Consider the following 16,429-nt stretch of genomic DNA (forward strand, 5'->3'; position numbering starts at 1 on the left):
ACCAACAACGACGAGATCGCTGTGTGCAACCTGGGCTCGATCAACCTGCCGAACCACATCACCAACGGCAAGCTGGACACCGCCAAGCTGGAACGCACCGTGAACACCGCCGTTCGCATGCTCGATAACGTTATCGACATCAACTACTACTCGGTGCCACAAGCGAAGAATTCCAACTTCAAGCACCGTCCGGTCGGCCTGGGCATCATGGGCTTCCAGGATGCGCTGTACCTGCAGCACATTCCTTACGGTTCCGATGCAGCCGTCGAGTTCGCCGACAAGTCCATGGAAGCGGTCAGCTACTACGCGATCCAGGCTTCCTGCGACCTGGCCGACGAGCGCGGCGCCTACGAGACGTTCCAGGGTTCGCTGTGGTCCAAAGGCATCCTGCCACTGGATTCGCAACAGATCCTGATCGAACAACGTGGCCAGAAGTACATCGACGTTGACCTGAACGAATCCCTGGACTGGGCACCGGTTCGTGCCCGTGTGCAGAAAGGCATTCGTAACTCCAACATCATGGCCATCGCACCGACCGCCACCATCGCCAACATCACCGGCGTATCGAAGTCGATCGAACCGACCTACCAGAACCTCTATGTGAAATAGAACCTGTCGGGCGAATTCACCGTGATCAACCCGTACCTGGTTCGCGACCTGAAGGCTCGCGGTCTGTGGGACTCGGTCATGATCAACGACCTGAAGTACTACGACGGTTCGGTTCAACAGATCGAGCGCATCCCGCAAGAACTCAAAGAGCTCTACGCGACTGCCTTCGAAGTGGACACCAAGTGGATCGTTGACGCGGCCAGCCGTCGTCAGAAATGGATCGACCAGGCTCAGTCCCTGAACCTGTACATCGCCGGCGCCTCGGGCAAGAAGCTGGACGTGACCTACCGCATGGCTTGGTACCGTGGTCTGAAAACCACTTACTACCTCCGTGCCCTGGCCGCGACCAGCACCGAGAAGTCGACCATCAACACCGGCAAGCTGAACGCTGTTTCCAGCGGCGGCAACCACGGTGAAGATTCGGTCCTGGCTGCTCCAGCCGGTCCAGCTCCAGTGCCGAAGGCTTGCGCCATCGACGAGCCGGATTGCGAAGCTTGCCAATAAGCTGAACCGGTAGGCGCTGCAAGGCGCTGACCTGAAACCCCCGATGCGCCTATGGCGGGTCGGGGGTTTTCTTTTGTCTGGGGGAAAGGGTTGGCCGGGATGACGCTTTCGCGGGCAAGTCGGATCGCCGCACCGCTCGCTCCTACAAGTTCTACGTTGTGAGCGTCACAATCCCCCGTAGGAGCGAGGCTTGCCCGCGAAGAGGCCATTCCTGACAACACAACCTCTCAACCCCAGCACATAAATCCAGGGCATAAAAAAGCCCCTCTCACGAGGGGCTCTTGGTGAAGCGCTACAACCCAACCAGCATCAAGTCATCTGAATGATGGTCTGCATGATGGTGCTCTGGGTGGAGATGGTCTTGGCGTTCGCCTGGTAGTTGCTCTGCGCCTTGATCAGGTTGACCAGCTCGTTGGTCAGGTTGACGTTGGACTCTTCCAGGGAGTTGGACTGGATGGAACCCAGGGTGCCGGTTTCCGGCGCGTCGTAGCCCGGGATACCCGAAGCGAACGTCTCTTTCCAGCTGGTGCCGCCGATCGCTTGCAGGCCTTGTTCGTTGGTGAAGCTGGCCAGCGCAACCTGGCCGATGGCCTTGCTCTGGTTGTTGCTGAAGTTGGCGAACAGGGTGCCGGTACCATCGATGGTCAGGTTGGTGATCTGGCCAGTGGCGTAGCCGTCCTGAGTCGGGATCGAACGGGCGGTGTCAGCGTTGTACTGGGTGGTCTTGGCCAGGGAAATAGTCACGCCAGCCGTGTTGGCGGCTGCGCCATTGGCTGTCCATACGCCATTGGTCACGGTGCCTGGCACCCAGCCGGTCAATTTCAGGTCGCTGCTGATGATTGGAGCACCACCCGCCGGATTAGGCGTGCTGACCTGAGTCAACTTGCCGCTGGTGTCGAACGACAGGGTCGAAGCGACCGGGGCAGTGACTTTTGGGTCGCTGCCGGTGGCATCCGGGTTACGACCGTCGACCAGGGTGTAGACCTTCCAGGTGTTGCCAGCCGTTTTCACCATGTATTGATCCATGGTGTGCTGGTTGCCCTGGCTGTCATAGATCGGGGTGCTGAACGACTTGGTGTAGGTCGCCGTCAGGGTCGGATCGAACTTGCCCGCCGGGACGGTATCGTCGATAACCGGCTCGGTCGAGTTCAGGTTGATCGTGGAGGCCACGGCCGAAGTCGATTTCGGCGCCAGGTTCGAGGTGTCGAGTTTCAGGTCGGTCAACACGCCGTTGATGATCTTGCCGTTGGCGTCCACGCCGTAGCCTTGCAGGCGGGACGTGTAATCGGTGTTGGTGATGTAACCGTCCTTGTCGACCTTGAACGTACCGTTACGGGTGTAGGACGTCGAACCGTTGTTGCTCAGGGTGAAGAAGCCCGAGCCGTTGATGCCCATGTCCAACACGTTACCGGTGTTGTTGATGTCACCTTGGGTGAACTGCTGGGAAACGTTGGCCAGGCGCACACCGCTGCCGACCACTTGGCTGCCGCTGCCGAGCTTGGTCGCCGAGTAGACGTCTTCAAATTCGGTACGGGAGGATTTGAAACCGGTGGTCGCAACGTTGGCGATGTTGTTACCGGTTACGTCCAGTTGTTTGTTGGCTGCATAGAGACCGCTAAGGCCGATATTGAAAGACATATTCCACTCCTTTGTGCCGGGTTAGTCGGCTCTATATACCAATGGTTTGAACTTTGGACAGCGCCACCGGGCCCAGGCCCGCGAGGTTGAGCATCAGCTCGCCGCCGGTCTGGCTGAGGGTCACGCTGTTGACGGTGGCCGGCAGGTAAACCGCCAGGTCCGTCGCCGTGCCGTTGACCGGTGCGCTGGCCTTGATGGTGTAGGCGCCGACCGGAACGGGGTTGCCGCTCGAATCCTTGCCATCCCATGTGAAGCTGGAACTGCCGACCGCGCGGGTGCCCAGGTCGATGGTGCGGACCGTCTTGCCGTCTTTGTCGGCAATGGTCACCGTGCCGCTGCTGATCGACGAAGTCAGGTTCACCGAGCCGGTAACAGCCTTGGTCGGATCATCGACCTGGATGTTGTTGGTCTGCACGATCACGGAACGGCCGACCAGGGACGACGCCTGCAACGCTTGCGAAGAGCTGTAGTTGCCGGCAATCGAGCTGACCGTGCTGTTAAGCGTGGTGATGCCTTCCAGGCTACTGAACTGGGCCAACTGGGCGACGAACGCACTGTTGTCCTGCGGGTCCAGCGGGTTCTGGTTTTTCAGTTGCGTCACCAGCAATTGCAGGAACGCATCCTTGCCCAACGTCTGGCCGCCCGTCGCGCTGTTGGTCGCGGAGGCAATGCCGCCGGACGTGGAGCTGCTGGATTTAACGGAAGAGTTCGCCAGGATGTCGTTGAGGCTGAGGCTGCTGGTGGAATCGGTAACACTCATCTGAGTCGCCCCTTATCACTGACCGAGGGTCAGGACCTTCTGCATCATGGTTTTGGCGGTGTTCATCATTTCGGCGTTGGTCTGGAACGAACGGCTCGCGGAAATCATGTCGGCCATTTCTTCCACGACGTTGACGTTCGGGTAGTAGACGTAGCCCTTGGCGTCGGCAGCCGGATGGTTCGGCTCGTAGCGCGCTTCAAGGTTGCTCTGGTCTTCGACCACGCCGAGCACTTGCACGCCTTGACCGGCGGCGTCCTGGCTCTGGAACAGCGAATCGCTGCCGCCGTTCTGGCCGCCCTGGAACATGGTGGCGAATACCGGGTGACGGGCGCGATAGGTCTGGTCGATGCTCGACGAGACGGTTTCGGCGTTGGCGATGTTCGAGGCCACGGTGTTGAGGCGCGTGGTCTGGGCACTCATGCCGCTACCGGCAATGTTGAAAACACTGGCAAGGGACATGACTTACTCTCCACGCAGGGCTGAAACCAGCCCTTTGAATTTGCTGTTGAGCAGGGTGAAGCTGGCCTGGAAGCCGACCGCGTTTTCCGCGTAGTTCGACTGTTCCAGTTGAGCGTCCACGGTGTTCTGGTCGATCGACGGTTGCATCGGCGTGCGATACAGCAGCGACTCGTCGCCATTGCCCAGGCCTTCAGCTTCGATATGACGGCTGTTGGTCATGTTCAAGGCGAAAGTACCGCCCTTGGTTTTCTCGTTCTGTGCGGCAAGCACTTTGGAGAAGTCCAGATCCCGAGCCTTGTAGTTCGGGGTGTCGGCGTTGGCGATGTTGTTGGCCAGGACTTCGGCACGCTGGGCGCGGAAGCCCAGGGCTTGTTCGTGGATACCGAGCGCTTTATCGAAGCTGATGCTCATGTCGGGAAACCTTCGGGTGACCTGATTTTTCGTAACTTGAACATAGCAAGCGGCGTGCCAATTCAAAAAACGCCGTAAACCGGGGCTTTGCGGGCATCGGCAAGGCGGCAATGCCAGAAAAGCGGCAACCGGTTTCCGCCGTCTGCCGCTTTTCTGCCGCTTTCCCACGGGCAACACCTATTCAAATTGTAGGAGCGAGGCTTGCCCGCGAAAGCGTCGGGACAGTCAATGATGATGTTGTCCGACACACCGCTTTCGCGGGCAAGCCTCGCTCCTACAGGTAGTGAGGTGTTTGTGGGAAATCATCAGGCAAAAAAAACGGGAGCCCCTGAGGACTCCCGTTTTTGTGATGCCGTCAACGAATCACTTCGCCTGGTAAATGATCCCCGGGCTGCACTGGACCATCTGGTAATGATCCGGCAAACCGTTCAGCGCTTCGGACGCGCCGAGGAACAGGTAACCACCTGGCTTCAACGTGCTGTGAATGCGCAACAGGATGTCTTTCTTCACCTCGGCGGAGAAGTAGATCAGCACGTTGCGGCAGAACACGATGTCGAACTTGCCCAGCGCCGCATAGCTATCGAGCAGGTTGAACGAACGGAACTCGACCCGGCTTTTGATCGGCGCCTTGATCGCCCAGCGTCCCGGCCCTTTCGGATCGAAGAAACGCTGCAGACGCTCGGGCGACAGGCCGCGACCGATTGCCAGGCTGTCGTACTCGCCGGTCTTGCAGTTGGTCAGCATGGTGCCGGACAGGTCAGTGGCAACAATCTGCACACCCATCTTCAACTGGCCCATGTTGGTCCGCTCGAACTCGTCGATCGACATCGATAGCGAATACGGTTCCTGACCCGACGAACACGCCGCCGACCAGATTCGCAGGCGTTGACCGGGAGCAGCCTTGATCGCTTCGGGCAGTACCTTGTTCTTCAAGACTTCAAACGGATAGGTGTCACGAAACCACAGGGTTTCGTTGGTCGTCATGGCATCCACCACCATCTCGCGCAAACCACTGCGCGGTTGGGTCTGGATGCGCTGTACCAGCTCACCCAGGGATTTGATGCCCTGCTGTTCCATCAGTTTGTTGAGACGGCTCGAGACCAGGTATTGCTTGTTTTCACCGAGCAAAATGCCACAGGCTTTTTCCAGGAAGACCCGGAACTGTTCGAAATCCAAATTACCCGTAGACAAAGATACCGCCTCTTAAATCGTGTTGAACGCCAAGGACAAAAGGCCCTTAGCTGATATCTGCTGCTTTGATCCGGTCGACTACCCGGGATGCCAGGTCATCAGGGCGGAATTTGGCAAGGAAGTCATCGGCACCGACTTTCTTGACCATCGCCTGATTGAATACACCCGACAACGAAGTATGCAGGATGATATGAAGCTTTTGCATGCGTGGGTCAGCGCGGATCTCGGCCGTCAGGGTGTACCCGTCCATCTCCGGCATCTCGATGTCGGAAATCATCATCAGGAACTCTTCTTCCGGCTTCTTGCCTTCATCGACCAGTTTGCGCAGGTATTCCAGCGCTTGCCGACCGTCGTTCAGCGCCACCACTTCGACACCGATCGTTTGCAGGCAACGCGTGACCTGCTTGCGCGCCACCGACGAGTCATCGACCGTCAGCACACGCAAGGACAACGCCTTGTGCTGGGTTTCGACATCGACCACCCCCACCGAAATCGCTTCCGGCGTCGGCGCCACCTCCGCGAGGATCTTCTCGACGTCGATGATTTCGACTAACTGATTGTCGACCCGAGTCACAGCCGTGAGGTAATGATCGCGTCCCGTGCCCTTGGGTGGCGGATGGATCTCCTCCCAGTTCATGTTGACGATGCGCTCTACCGACCGGACCAGGAAGCCTTGGGTCTTGGTGTTGTACTCCGTGATGATCACGAAGGGATTGCTTTGATCTTTAAGTGCACCGGCACCGGTGGCCATCGCCAGATCAAGGATCGGGATGGTCGCCCCACGAATATTTGCCACACCGCACACGACGGGACTGGACTTGGGCATCAGAGTCAGTTTGGGGCATTGCAGCACCTCACGAACCTTGAACACGTTGATCCCATACAGCTGCTGGCCGTCGAGACGGAACAACAACAGCTCAAGGCGATTCTGCCCTACCAGTTGCGTGCGCTGGTTTACCGAATCCATTACACCAGCCATGCCCAGACTCCTACACCAACAACGCTAAGTTGTGTTGCGACGCACATTCATCACTAAACGGCACGGCGCTTGCTTTTTAACCCGTATGAACAAACAAACGACATTTTTCCGACACCTGACATCAAACTACCGCAAATTGCTTTGCGTGGTGTCGGCTGTTTGCCTGTTGCCTCTTGGCAGCCCTGCCGTTGCTGACGCGGTTACCTTGCCTGACATGCTTATCGGCGTCACTCAGGGCTTTCTTGAATTCACCGTAGAAGACTATCTGGCCACCAGTCAAACGGAAGGCCGCTACGAAATCGAGGTCAAGCAGCTCGATCCGCGGCTGCGCATGCCCATGTGCGACAAGGAATTGACAGCCTCGCTGGAGAGCCCGGCCACCCCGATCGGTCGGGTAACGGTCAAGGTTCGCTGTGAGGGCAGTTCCCCGTGGACAGTGTTCGTGCCCGCTCAAGTGCGCCTGTTTCGAGACGTTGTGATCACCACTCGGCCACTCAAGCGCGCAGGCATTATCGAACCCGGCGATGTCGCTATGCGCGAGCGCGACATCAGCTTGATCAACCAGGGGTATTTCACCTCGGTTGACCAGGCGATCGGACAGAAACTTACCCGACCAACGGTAGGCGATCAGGTGATTACCCTGGTCCACCTGGAACAGGCGGAAGTCGTGCGCAAAGGCGATCAGGTGGTGATTACCGCACGCAGTGGTACGCTCAGTGTGCGCATGCCGGGTGAAGCCCTCTCCAATGGCGGTCTGGCCGAGCAAATACGGGTGAAAAACCTTAATTCGATGCGAGTCATCAAGGCGCAAGTCACCGCGCCCGGGCAAGTGGAAGTGTCCATGTAGCGCTCTGTGATGGGTAAGACTATGGCGCTCTGGCAGGCTGTTACCTAAACTGTGCCCATGCAGCGCTGGCGCATGCAGCTCATTGCTTAAATGAGCCTAAAGTTTTCGCAGGTATTGCCGAAAACATGGCAAGCGTCCAAATACCCAGAGGTTTTTTTATCATGGTCATCGATTTCAGCCGTTTAAACAGCTCCTCGTCACTTACGGGCAGTACTCGTACCAGCGTTGCCAAGGAAACCGCCGACGCCGGCAAATCCGCGCCGCTGAATACCCCGGCCGAACAGGCCAGTACCGTCGCAAGCGGGGAATCGGTACATCTCAGCAATGAGGCTCAACAGTTGCAGAAGGTCACTGACAAGCTGCGCGATCAGCCTGCCGTCGACAACGCCCGTGTGGCCGAGTTGAAAGCAGCGATTGCCGATGGCAGCTATAAAGTCGACAGCAGCCGTGTAGCCAGCAAACTGCTCAACTTCGAAGCCCAGCGCTAGGCCATCGCCTGCGCCAGGCTTTTGGACGCTTAAAACCCAAGGCCAGCCATGCACGACACTAATCTACTGCAACTGATCACCGACGACTTTGCTCCTGCGCAACGCTTGCTGGAGTTACTGCAAACCGAGTCTCTCGCCTTGCACGGTCGCGACATGCCTCTGCTCGAAGAAATTCTGGCGCAGAAACAGGCACTGATCATTTTGCTCGAACAGCATGGCCGCAAGCGCAGCGAAATCCTCGCCAGCCTCAACCTGCCCATGACTCGCAGCGGCCTTGAGCAACTCGCCAGCCACTCGAGCATCGGCGATCAGTTGCTGCAACAAGGCGATGTACTGACCGACCTCCTGGCTCAATGCCAGGCGGCGAACGTCAAGAATGGCCAGTCGATCCTGATGCAGCAGGCCGCCACGGCCAATCAGCTGAAAATCCTCACCGGCGGCGAACCTCCAGCGCTCTATGATGCCCGCGGATCTACCGCGAAGATGGCCAAGCCACGTCCGCTCAGCCAGGCTTGATACGCCGCCAATGAGCACGCCCTATCAAGACGCGAAACATACTGGCAGAATGCCCGCTAGTAGTCATATTTTGTCTGGAGATTGATGAACCGTGTTCAATGCCTCAAGCGCGGAAGACGCTCCGCAACCACCCAAGGTGCTTACCACACCTCTGGAGATCTCCGGCAACCTTCGGCAGCTGCAAGACAGCCATGACCCGCTGATCATCACGTTCCATGAGCGCAGCCAGCGCTTCCAGAGTTATCTGGTGGACCTTGATCGTGAAAGCAACATGATTGCCCTGGATGAAATGATCCCCCGCGACGGCGAACGCTTCCTGCTGGCCGGCGAACCGTTCAAGGTCGAAGGCTTTCACGACGGTGTGCGCATTGCCTGGGAAAGTAACGGTCCGCTGACCATCGACGAATCCGGTGGCAGTCGTTGCTACCGTGGCGCGCTGCCTTCCGAAGTGGTTTATCACCAGCGCCGCAATGCCTTTCGCGCGGCATTGAAGCTGGCGCAACTGGTCAGTGTCGAGTTGGGCGGCGAAAAGCTCAAGTCGCCGATCAGCGGCAAGTTGCTGGACATCTCCGCCACCGGCTGCAAGCTGCGCTTTGAGGGCGACATCACCTCCAGCCTGCAACTGGGTCAAGTCTACGACCGTTTCATCGCTGCCCTGCCCTTCGGCAGCATGACCGCGCCGGTTGAATTGCGTTACCTGCACTTCGAAGAAAGAATCTCCACCACCTTCGCCGGTGTGCGCTTTCACAACATGAGCGGCCTGGTACAACGGCAGGTCGAGCGCTTCGTTTATCAATTGCAACGCGAAGCCCGACGTTTCGACAAAGACGACATGTGATTTTTCGAGATTAAATGCGGCGCTTCAATAAAAACGGGCAGTCCCTTGCGGTGACTGCCCGTTTTTTTATGCGTCGACTTTAAGGCCTGGCCTCGGTGAAGCTTTGTTCGCGACCGGCGTCCGGGTCTTCCGGATCGTTCGGGTCTTCAGGGGATGGATCGGGTTCAGGTTCTGGTTCGGGTACAGGCTCGATCGGATTCTGCATCTGATCCTGTACCACTTGTTCATCCACCCGTGGGTCGAGGGCCGCCACCAACGGGGAACTCGACATGCTGTCCGGCATAGCCACGTGATGCAGTGGCGCGTCGTCGACCACATGCAGATTGGTCACCGCTTTCGGGCGAATCCGCCACACCAGCACCAGCGCGAAGAAACTGAAGAAGGCATACAACATGTGGCTACCGAACAGCTTCATCAGTACGCCGGCCACCAACGGCCCGATACTGGCGCCAACGCCGTAGGTCACCAGCAGCATGGCCGTCAGGGACACCCGGCGATCACCTTCGACGTGGTCGTTGGAGAACGCCACGGCCAACGGATACAGGCAGAACTGCACCAGTGAGCAGAGGAACCCGGCGATGAACAGCACCTCCAGCGGCACTTCGGTCATGATCGCCAATGGCAACGCGGCAACCGCCAGGCACAAGGCAAAGCAGCGGATCAGCAGCGCCCGGTCATAGCGATCGGACAACCAGCCCAGCGGCCACTGCACCACCAGCCCGGCAAAAATGCAGCTACCCATGAACAGACCGACCTGCTCCGTGGACAAGCCCTGCTGCGAGGCATACAGCGGCGCCAGACCGTAGAACGAGCCGACGATCAACCCGGCGCCCAACACCGTGCTCAATGACTGCGGCACGCGCTTGATGAAGAACCGTGGCTCCATCGGTGCCGGATGCAGAGGTGCCGGGTGAATGCGTCGGGTCAGGGCCACCGGCACCAGGCACAACGCGAAGCACAGGGCTACCAGCATCAGCAGTTCCAGGCCCAAGGCCGGGTGCAGGACCAGAATCAACTGACCCAAGACCAGGCCCAGGTACGAGGCGATCATGTAGCCGCTGAACACCAGCCCGCGCTGCTTGGCCTCGGCCTGCTCATTGAGCCAGCTCTCGATGACCATGTATTGGCACATCATGCCGAGACCGACGATGACCCGCAGAAACAGCCACGCGGGCAGCCAGTCAATCAAGCCGTGGCCCAACACTGCGGCGCCGACAATCCCGGCGCACGCCGCATAGGCGCGGATGTGCCCGACCCGGGCAATCAGCCGGTGGCCAATCTTGCCACCCAGCACCAGGCCGAAATAGTTGGCCGCCATCAGCGCACCGACCCACAAGCTGTCGACATTGTCGGCTGCCAGGCGCAAGCCCAGATAGGTACTTAACAGGCCCGAGCCGATCAACATCATCAGCGAGGCAAAATACAGCGCTCGAAAGGATTTCCAGATTTGGCGCATCGGCGTTCCGAGCGGCTCCTTGCAGTGGGATCGGGCTATCGAAAACGATAGCCCGGAGACGAAGAATCGTCAGGCCTGGGCTGCTAAAACACGCCGTTCCCAGGGAGTAATTTCATCAAAGAAGCTGGTCAACTCCATGGTCTTCGAAGCGATGTAACCTTCGATGAACTCCTTGCCAAACAGTTCCTTCGCCAAATGGCTACGTTTCAGACGTTCGAGGGCAGCGTGCAAGGTACATGGCAACGAAAGATTATCCGGCACCACGAATTCACCCTGGATGGCCTCGCTCGGTTCCAGCTCGTTTTCGATGCCGTGCAGCCCGGCGGCGAGACTTGCGGCGATCGCCAGGTACGGGTTGGCATCGGCGCCGGGCAAGCGGTTCTCCACGCGACGGGCCACCGGCGAACTGGCCGGAATGCGCAAACCCGCCGCCCGGTTGTCGTGGGACCAGCAGGCATTATTCGGTGACGCAAACGGATGGCACAAGCGTTGGTAGGAGTTCACGTTCGGCGCGAACAACGCGGTGAAGTCGGCCATGCCGGCCTGTTGTCCGCCGATGAAATGACGGAAGGTCGCCGTCGGCTCCCCAGCCTTGTCGCTGAACACGTTTCGGCCGCTGGCGATCTCGATGATGCTTTGGTGAATATGCATCGAACTGCCCGGCGTGTGTGCCAATGGCTTGGCCATGCACACCACCGTCAGGCCGTGTTTGAGCGCGACTTCCTTGAGCAGGTGCTTGAACAAAAAGGTCTGGTCGGCCAGCAGCAGTGGATCGCCGTGCAGCAGGTTGATCTCAAACTGGCTGACGCCCATTTCGTGCATGAAGGTATCGCGAGGCAAGCCCAGGGCCGCCATGCATTCATAGACTTCACTGAAGAACGGCCGTAAGCCGTTATTGGAGCTGACACTGAACGCCGAATGACCGTCCTCGCGACGACCGTCCAGGCCCAACGGCGGCTGGAAGGGTTGCGTCGGATCGGTGTTGGGCGCGAAGACAAAGAATTCCAACTCGGTCGCCACCACCGGCGCGAGGCCGCGTGCGGCGTAACGCGCGATAACGGCTTTGAGCTGGCCGCGAGTCGATAGAGAAGAGCTCTCCCCGGTCAATTCGTCCGCATCGCAAATGGCGAATGCCCGCGGGTGCTTGCTCCAGGGCAAGCGATGAATCTGCGCCGGATCCGGCACCAGCGCCAGGTCGCCATCATCGCTGCCGTAAAAACGCGCTGGCGGATATCCGCCCATGATGCATTGCAGCAGCACACCCCGCGCCATCTGCAACCGTCGCCCTTCGAGGAAGCCCTCGGCGGTCATTACCTTGCCCCGTGGTACGCCGTTCAAATCCGGCGTGACACATTCAATCTCATCAATGCCCGTCAATCGCTGAGCGAGTGAACGCTGGCCATCGGTTGTCATGACGCAATCCTTGTTGTTGTGCGAGCCGCGAACGGCGACCCGTACAAAATAGGCTCCGGCCGTTCGGAATATCAAGCACTCCCGAACAAAAAACCAACCGATGTCAGGGGATCACGTCACGGCAGGTACAGGCAAAAGACACCACCACCCAACGGGCCGCCATTGCTGATGCGGGTATAGCCGCCGACGCCATTGCGCTGATGCAACGCCGCAATCCGCCCGGCGAAGTACAAGCCCAGGCCTGTGCTGCCAGAACTTTGATTAATGCCTTGCACATAATCGGCCTGGCGCTCGATCATCTCGGATGGATAACCCTCGCCGTCGTCGTTGATGGTGATCACCAACTGGCCGGCCTCATCGCTGACCGTGATCAACAGCGCGTCCCTGGCATAGCGAATCGCATTGTTGATGCAGTTGGCCAGCACCGAAGCGATCAGCTCGCGGTCGAAAAAACCCAACGGGCTCAGGGGATCCACTTCATAGGTGGCCATGATGCCGCGACTGGCGAACACCTCTTGATGCGCCGCCAATTGAGCTTCGATGAAGTCGTCCAGCTCATGGTAAGCCGGCTGCAACGGCATCTGATTGACGCCGAGTTTGTAGAGTCCCAGCAACTGCACGAGCATGCCGTTGAGGTGGGCGAATTCGAAGTCGATGACGCCCTGCTCTTTGGATTGCTGCTGATCGGGCATGCGCGCCAGCCATTGGCTGTGGGCCTGCATAAGCATCGCCAGAGAGTTCTTCATGTCGTGCACGGTGGAGGCAATCACCGTGGAGAAATCGAGTGCCTGTTCGCTGTCGTTCATTCGCCAAACGCCTTGCTTCGCAGCTTCTGATAACGGGAAAAACGCGCGTCGGTATCGGGCATCAGGCCAACCGTTTTCAGGCAGGCCCGGCACTCCTCAAGTTCCGCCGACGGGACACTGGTGTCAGTGCCATGCAGTAGCGATTGCGCCATGTTCAGCGCAATGCTGATGTTCTTCGGTTGCAGCGCCAGGGCTTTGCGGAACACGTCCCGCGCTTCCACCAGGTTGCCGGTCTTGTACACGCGCACGCCTTGACGGTTGAGGTCGGCGGCGGCGTTACCGGCATTGAGAATAGTCGGGTCGTCGGTCAGCTTGGCGATGCCTTGCATCACGGCCGGGTCATCACCGTAGATCTCCGCACAGTTTTTCAGCATCGAAGCACCGGCGCTGGCCTGCCCGAGCATTTGCAGCTGCTTGGCCACTAACAGCGCCGCTTCGGCACTCATGAATTGCTCCATACCATCGAGTCGCATCATCGCTTGCTCGGTGAGCTTCTCGGCGGTCTCGGCATCGTTGAGCAGCAGGCTGGTCGCCTTCATCAGCCGCGCACGAATCTGCAGACCGGGGTCGGAAGGGTTCTCCTTGGCCACCGCGCTGAGCGTCGTGTTGATTTCCAGCCGGGTCCGGGTATCCAGGCCCTTCTCGCTGCCTTTGCTGATCAAGGCGTGGGCCAGCCCCAAGTTGCTTTCCGCATCTTTGAAACGTGACTGGGCACCTTGCGAAACCGCCTGACGATAGGCTTTGGAGGCGGTTTCAAAATCTTCGTTAGTCATCGCCAGCTTACCCAGCAACGCTTGCCGGCGAACCGCCAGTGGCGACAGGCGAATGGCTTCCTCCAACACGCGCTGGGCGCCCTTGGTATCGCCTCCGGCAACCAGCACATCGGCCATGCCGTCATAGAGCGCGGGCATCATCGGGAATACCTTCAGCGCCTTCTCGTAAACCTCTTTGGCCTGGGTGACCTGGCCGCGCTTAAACAGCAGCTTGCCCAGCCCGGCAAACGCCCAAGGCTGCGGACGATCCGCGATGATGCTGTCGTAGAGACGCTCCAGCGCCTCGTTCTGATTCAGATCGCGCAGGGCATCGGCGCGATAACGCAGGCACAGTGGCGAATAGCGGATGTCCTGCTTGCACAGGGCGATACAGGCGTTGAGCACCTCGACCGGTTTACCGCGGTCGAGTGCCTGCAGGATCGGCTTGAGCAACGTCTTGCGCTGCACCAGTCGCTCCAGTCGCTGGGCCAGGCCCGAGCGATTGAACGGCTTGGTCAGGTAAGCATCGGGCTCGTGCTCCAAGGCACTGAGCACCATTGCCTGACTGGTCTCGGCCGTGACCATGACAAACACGCTTTCATGGCTGATCAGCTTCTCGATCATCAGGTCTTCGAGCACCTGTTGACCGTTCTTTTTGCCATCGCCCAGGTGAAAATCCTGCAGGATAAAATCGTAAGACTTCTGCGCGCACATGCGCAGCGCCTGCTCACCGGTATCAGCGGTGTCGACATCCTTGATGCCCAGCTCCCGCAGCATGGACCTGACGGAACTGCGGAAATCCGAGAAATCATCGACGATCAGAAAACTCTTTTGGTGATACGACAGCATCGAAGATTTCCAGGCAATTTAAGAAGAACAACCCAAAGGCAAATACGTGGCGTGACTGCCGTTTCGGCGCGCAGATGATAACTGGCGGCAAAAGGCTATCAAGCGATTTCTCATCAACCCGCAGGTTGCCGCAAGCAAAGAGAACCTCAACCGTTCGGGTTATCGGCCAGGAGTAGCGTTACCTTGAAGCGGCGGATGTATAAACGTGCATTTGGCTGCATCGGTGCTGACCTTGATGCACACTTGACGGCGTCGCGACGTACTTACCCTACGAACTCAAGGTCTTATTACTGTGTACATCAAAGGACGCTGTATTTTGTCCGCTTGTGCCCTGCTATCTACTCAGCATGCATTGGCGACTGGAATGGACTGTACAAAAGCGGCAAGCGCCGTTGAGAAAACCATCTGCGCGAGTGCGGCGCTGTATGAACTGGATACTCAGATGGGAGCGGCTTACCGAGGTTTGGTCAAGGCCAGCCCGCAGGCACAACCTGGACTGAAGACAGCACAACGCGCTTGGCTGAAAACGCGTGATCAGTGTGCGGAAGATGTGGATTGTCTTGATCAGCGTTATCGTGAGCGTCTTCAGTCACTGCAAAAGCAATTGAGTGAAACGGTCGCCTACCAGCCAGTTGAAATCGACAGGTTGGTACTAGAAGACTTGAGACAAGCTATACAGACTGCCAACAAAACTGATCCAGAGTTCCCGTTGGAACGGGCACTTGATTCTTTTGCCATCAAGACGGGCACCACGACTTTTTCAAACGTGGCGGATGACGATAACGCCCTTGAAGAAGCACATTTCCCGAAGACTATTCCCGTGGGTGTCGCCCAGGACGAGTGGCAGGCCCTCACCGCCTCTAAAGTTGAGAGCGCTGGTGAGAACGGAAATAGCTCATATACCTTGATGGACCTGGACGGTGATGGGTTGCGCGATCTTGTCGTCGACACCTACTCAGGTGGCACCGGATTGTTTTCTTATATAGAAACGTTTCGCCGGACTGGAGACGTATTTGTCAGGAGAACAGGTACTGCCGATTCTGACACCAGTTCTGAGAGCTCTCTTTTTTCTCTCAATGGTCGCGGTGCGAACCAGTCCGTCTACTGGATAAACGTACGTGGTCGTGTTTATGCCGCCTACCGAAATAGCTATTACGGTGTTGATCAGCTCTACCTTCTTGATCCGCTGAAGATTACTGGTGCGGTTCCTATTGTAAGCGTCAATTACCGCTATCAACTGTCTGTGCCCAAGACTCAAAAAGATGATGCCAGCGGTACCAGCATCAAGCTGGATGCGGTGCTACATAAAGCACTGACTCAGGCATTGGCCAACGTGAGCACAACCGAAGCGAAAGATGTCGGTGATCAGCGCACTCCTCTGTGCCCCATTCCTCCAGCAGGAGAGGGTGATGGTGCTTACTACAATTATGGCCCGGGGCACTACAGCTTCGAAATTGTCGGTGATACGTCTGTTGTGATTGCAGGGCAGTGCTATATCGGAAGATTGATGGACTGGTTTGGTGGGTACAGCGCCAAGGATGGACTGCATGCGCAGCTCGACGTGCGAAAACCAGACCTGGAAAGTGCCGAACACAGTTATACGGTCAATGGGCGACGTCGTATGACCGGTGTAACCACCTCGATTGGCAAGTTTGAAGGAGACAATGGAGGCTAGCGAGTTGCCGCGAACGTTGTAGTTTGCGGGCACGAAAAAGCCCCACCAGTTGATTCTGGTGGGGCTTTTTATTTTGTCTTTTACCAGGCACTTTCCTGCGGGCAAAAACAAAACCCCTACCTGCATACGCAGATAGGGGTTTTGGAATTTAATCTTGACGATGACCTACTCTCACATGGGGAAACCCCACACTACCATCGGCGATGCATCGTTTCACTGCTGAGTTCGGGATGGGATC

Annotated in this window: 15 protein-coding genes, 1 rRNA gene and 1 pseudogene; 6 read left to right on the top strand and 11 right to left on the bottom strand. The window is 58.0% G+C overall.

The window, feature by feature from the left end; translation table 11 throughout:
* Window positions 1-1,113 (top strand): annotated as a pseudogene (locus ACIOYV_RS32820) (ribonucleoside-diphosphate reductase subunit alpha); the annotation flags it as partial.
* 309 nt (window positions 1,114-1,422) lie between these two features.
* Here ACIOYV_RS32820 and flgE read toward each other — a convergent pair.
* The 6 genes from flgE to ACIOYV_RS32850 form a co-directional block, all read right to left on the bottom strand.
* A complete protein-coding gene (gene flgE, locus ACIOYV_RS32825) occupies window positions 1,423-2,751 on the bottom strand; it encodes a flagellar hook protein FlgE (protein WP_401330590.1) in 1,329 nt (442 codons plus the stop codon).
* A 31-nt stretch (window positions 2,752-2,782) separates the two neighbouring features.
* The gene (flgD, locus tag ACIOYV_RS32830; protein WP_054054821.1) at window positions 2,783-3,511 is read right to left on the bottom strand and encodes a flagellar hook assembly protein FlgD; all 729 of its coding nucleotides are present in this window, start codon (window positions 3,509-3,511) and stop codon (window positions 2,783-2,785) included.
* A gap of 15 nt (window positions 3,512-3,526) precedes the next feature.
* Complete coding sequence (flgC, locus tag ACIOYV_RS32835) at window positions 3,527-3,970, bottom strand: flagellar basal body rod protein FlgC (protein ID WP_054054819.1); 444 nt, start codon at window positions 3,968-3,970, stop codon at window positions 3,527-3,529.
* A 3-nt stretch (window positions 3,971-3,973) separates the two neighbouring features.
* On the bottom strand, window positions 3,974-4,381 hold the full coding sequence (flgB, locus tag ACIOYV_RS32840; protein WP_027923954.1) for a flagellar basal body rod protein FlgB: 408 nt from the start codon (window positions 4,379-4,381) through the stop codon (window positions 3,974-3,976).
* A gap of 363 nt (window positions 4,382-4,744) precedes the next feature.
* Window positions 4,745-5,572, bottom strand: a complete 828-nt coding sequence (gene cheR, locus ACIOYV_RS32845) for a protein-glutamate O-methyltransferase CheR (RefSeq protein WP_054054816.1) — start codon at window positions 5,570-5,572, stop codon at window positions 4,745-4,747.
* 46 nt (window positions 5,573-5,618) lie between these two features.
* Window positions 5,619-6,551, bottom strand: coding sequence for a chemotaxis protein CheV (locus ACIOYV_RS32850; protein WP_054054814.1), 933 nt, complete (start codon window positions 6,549-6,551; stop codon window positions 5,619-5,621).
* 85 nt (window positions 6,552-6,636) lie between these two features.
* Here ACIOYV_RS32850 and flgA point away from each other — a divergent pair, with 85 nt between their 5' ends.
* From flgA to ACIOYV_RS32870, 4 genes are all read left to right on the top strand, one after another.
* Entirely contained in the window at window positions 6,637-7,398 is a 762-nt protein-coding gene (flgA, locus tag ACIOYV_RS32855; protein ID WP_163912908.1) for a flagellar basal body P-ring formation chaperone FlgA, read from the top strand.
* A 161-nt stretch (window positions 7,399-7,559) separates the two neighbouring features.
* Complete coding sequence (gene flgM, locus ACIOYV_RS32860; RefSeq protein ID WP_054054809.1) at window positions 7,560-7,886, top strand: flagellar biosynthesis anti-sigma factor FlgM; 327 nt, start codon at window positions 7,560-7,562, stop codon at window positions 7,884-7,886.
* Window positions 7,887-7,934: 48 nt separating this feature from the next.
* Window positions 7,935-8,402, top strand: coding sequence for a flagella synthesis protein FlgN (locus ACIOYV_RS32865; protein WP_163912906.1), 468 nt, complete (start codon window positions 7,935-7,937; stop codon window positions 8,400-8,402).
* Between the two features lie 91 nt (window positions 8,403-8,493).
* A complete protein-coding gene (locus ACIOYV_RS32870) occupies window positions 8,494-9,240 on the top strand; it encodes a flagellar brake protein (RefSeq protein ID WP_163912904.1) in 747 nt (248 codons plus the stop codon).
* Between the two features lie 79 nt (window positions 9,241-9,319).
* Here the strand turns inward: ACIOYV_RS32870 and ACIOYV_RS32875 are convergent, their stop codons facing one another.
* From ACIOYV_RS32875 to ACIOYV_RS32890, 4 genes are all read right to left on the bottom strand, one after another.
* Window positions 9,320-10,696: an MFS transporter gene (locus ACIOYV_RS32875; RefSeq protein WP_401330599.1), complete on the bottom strand. Its 1,377-nt coding sequence runs from the start codon at window positions 10,694-10,696 to the stop codon at window positions 9,320-9,322.
* A 69-nt stretch (window positions 10,697-10,765) separates the two neighbouring features.
* Window positions 10,766-12,007 carry a glutamine synthetase family protein gene (locus ACIOYV_RS32880; protein ID WP_401330610.1) on the bottom strand — a complete coding sequence of 414 codons (1,242 nt, stop codon included), beginning with the start codon at window positions 12,005-12,007 and terminating at the stop codon, window positions 10,766-10,768.
* A 218-nt stretch (window positions 12,008-12,225) separates the two neighbouring features.
* Complete coding sequence (locus ACIOYV_RS32885) at window positions 12,226-12,915, bottom strand: sensor histidine kinase (protein WP_401330602.1); 690 nt, start codon at window positions 12,913-12,915, stop codon at window positions 12,226-12,228.
* Window positions 12,912-14,516 (bottom strand): tetratricopeptide repeat-containing response regulator, encoded by a 1,605-nt coding sequence (locus tag ACIOYV_RS32890; RefSeq protein ID WP_054054798.1) that lies wholly within the window; start codon window positions 14,514-14,516, stop codon window positions 12,912-12,914. Before ACIOYV_RS32890 ends, ACIOYV_RS32885 begins: the two co-directional genes overlap by 4 nt.
* Window positions 14,517-14,880: 364 nt before the next feature.
* On the opposite strand from ACIOYV_RS32890, the gene ACIOYV_RS32895 reads away from it, so the two are divergent.
* Window positions 14,881-16,191 carry a lysozyme inhibitor LprI family protein gene (locus ACIOYV_RS32895; protein ID WP_401330606.1) on the top strand — a complete coding sequence of 437 codons (1,311 nt, stop codon included), beginning with the start codon at window positions 14,881-14,883 and terminating at the stop codon, window positions 16,189-16,191.
* Window positions 16,192-16,343: 152 nt separating this feature from the next.
* On the opposite strand, the gene rrf is transcribed toward ACIOYV_RS32895, so the two are convergent.
* Window positions 16,344-16,429, bottom strand: a 5S ribosomal RNA gene (gene rrf, locus ACIOYV_RS32900); the annotation flags it as partial.

The organism is Pseudomonas sp. NPDC087342 (assembly GCF_044744265.1).
Classification (GTDB): domain Bacteria; phylum Pseudomonadota; class Gammaproteobacteria; order Pseudomonadales; family Pseudomonadaceae; genus Aquipseudomonas; species Aquipseudomonas nunensis.